This window comes from Gelidibacter sp. (assembly GCF_035515035.1).
Classification (GTDB): Bacteria; Bacteroidota; Bacteroidia; order Flavobacteriales; family Flavobacteriaceae; genus Gelidibacter.
Genome location: NZ_DATJCA010000126.1, coordinates 1 through 2,667 on the forward strand (window position 1 = coordinate 1; position 2,667 = coordinate 2,667).

The 2,667-nt window shown below is 35.7% G+C and carries 1 protein-coding gene; it reads right to left on the reverse strand.

Annotation, left to right across the window (positions count from 1 at the left end; all coding sequences use genetic code 11):
• Window positions 1–142: 142 nt before the first annotated feature.
• Window positions 143–2,494, reverse strand: a complete 2,352-nt coding sequence (locus tag VLZ86_RS10720; RefSeq protein WP_325451157.1) for an ABC transporter permease — start codon at window positions 2,492–2,494, stop codon at window positions 143–145.
• Between the last annotated feature and the right edge of the window lie 173 nt (window positions 2,495–2,667).

Consider the following 2,667-nt stretch of genomic DNA (forward strand, 5'->3'; position numbering starts at 1 on the left):
ACAACCGTTGCTACAATCATACAGGCAGATAAACCAATAGTTAAACCCAAAATATTGATGAAGGAATACATCTTGTTTTTGGTCATGGTACGCCATGCGGTTTTAAAATAATTTCTAAACATAATTCTACCTTTTTAATTGTTTATTCATCCTTTAAACTATCCACCGGATTTGCAATTGCGGCTTTTACAGCTTGAAAACTCACGGGTAATAACGCTATCAATATTGTACCAACACTGGCATACATAAAAACTATCCATCCAACATCTATACGATAAGTAAAATCCATCAACCATTGCTGCATTACATACCAACTTACTGGCACAGCAATAACAATGGCAATTAGTACCAAGGTTAAAAATTCTTTTGACAACATTTTTATAATACCAGCAACACTTGCACCCAATACTTTACGAATACCAATTTCCTTGGCGCGGTTTTGAGCCATATACGCAGCCAATCCGAAAAGACCTAAACAGGAAATAAAAATTGTCAAACCAGCAAACAGTGTAGAAAGTACCGCAGTTTGTTTTTCATTCTTAAATTTCTGCGCATATTGCCGATCTACAAATTGATAATTAAAAGGATACGCAGGATTGTATTTTTCAAACACTTGCTCTACAACTTTTAAATTTGCCTGTGTACTATTCTCCGCATTTAAACGTATCAAACTGTTGTAATTCCATTTGTCAGACCCGAGAACCAACATCGATCTGACCTCTTCGTAAGGGGAATCGATAATAAAATCTTCAAATATTCCAACAATAGTATAAGCCTTGTTAGAACCACTTCGTATTAATTTTCCAATAGGATCTGTCATTCCCATCGTTTCAACAGCTTTTTTATTGAGCATTACTGAAGAAGTATCATTTGGGAAAAGTGTAAAATCCATGTCTCTGCCTTCTATTAGTTTTAGATTCATCGTTTTTGCAAAGTCTCCACCAGTTCTGTAAAGAGAGAAATTCAATGGTTCTTCTTCTCTATTCATACCATCCCACTCAAAGCCCGAACTGCTACTTGCATCCAAAGTAACTGTCCAACCGGTTTTACTCATTGCCGTAATCGCTCTATTATTGATCAACTCATTTTTGATTAAATCATAGTTTTTTCCGATATCACCTTCAATCGGTACTTCTACCAGATTATCGATAGTATATCCGATATCTCTATTTTGCACAAAATTGATTTGCTGATAGATAATCATCGTAGCGACCACCAATATAATAGCTACAGAAAACTGCAAAACCACCAATGTTTTCCTCGGATTAAAGAAATGTTTTGCACTTTTAAAAGAGCCTTTTAGAACTTTTGTCGGCGCAAAAGACGAAAGAAAAAATGCAGGATAACTGCCTGCCAACAATCCTGTGAAAATTATGAAAACCACAAGTCCTAACCACAACAAAGGATTGCCAAAATTGATAGACAAAGAACTCTCTACCACCTGATTAAAAAACGGAAGCGCTACTACTGCAATTCCCAAAGCAATGATTCCAGCAATAGAAACCACAAGAATGGATTCGCATAAAAATTGTCCAATCAAACTTGATTTTCCTGCACCGATTACTTTGCGCACGCCAACTTCCTTAGCGCGTTTCTGACTTTGAGCGGTACTCAAATTCATAAAATTAATACAGGCAATAAGTAAAATTAGTCCGCCAATCAATGCCAATAAACGAACGGTTTCAATACGTCCGCCAGTTTCTATTCCATTTTCAAAATAGCCATACAAATGAGATCTACTAAAAGGATATAAAAAAACCTCCCATTTATAAGACGACTTATTTATTACTATATTTTTTATTTTCTCATTAAAACCTTCAATAGTTGTGTTTGGTTGTAACTGTACATAAGTATAATACGAATTGGCTCCCCATTCCGCATTTGCCTCACTCGTCTTTAAAGAAGTCAAGTAATCAAAATCAAAAGTAGTATTAGAAGGCAGATCTTTTAGCACTCCAGTTACTTTATAGGATTCCTCATTATCAACTTTAAGAATTTGATTGATAGGATCTGTATCCCCAAATAAATTCTTAGCAAATGTTTCTGAAATGACAATGTTATTGACATCATCTAAAGCATGTTCTGCATCTCCTTTTAAAAGTGGAAAACTGAACATAGTCAAGAAGGCTTTATCTACTTCATTGCCTTTGGTTTTAATGCTTTTATCTTCAAAGCTAAAGAGGCGGTTGGCACTCCAATATATCCTAGCCGATTTTATCACTTCAGGAAATTCATCAACCAGAGCATTTCCTAAAGGAGCAGAAGTAACATCCCCATTACTAATATGTCCATCAACCGATCGATAACTGTTCCATACTTTGTACAGATCCTTTTCATTGGTATGAAATCTGTCAAAACTCAATTCATTCTGAATCCAGATACTAATAAGGATTACGCCTGCCATAGCAATTGCCAATCCTGAAATGTTTATTGCAGAAAATCCTTTGTTCCGCCAAAGATTTCTAAATGCGATTTTGATATAGTTTCTAAACATAATTCTACCTTTTTAATTGTTTATTCATCCCTCAAACTCTCCACCGGATTTGCAATCGCGGCTTTTATCGCACGATAACTTACCGTTAAAAGCGCAATGAGAATGGTTGCGATTCCTGTGAGCAGAAACATCCACCATTTAATTTCGATGCGGTAGGCAAAATCTTCCAGCCA

What these genes read in the sequence shown, in the direction of transcription:
- VLZ86_RS10720 (WP_325451157.1), bottom strand. Translation starts at nt 2,494, where the DNA reads ATGTTTAGAAACTATATCAAAATCGCATTTAGAAATCTTTGGCGGAAC.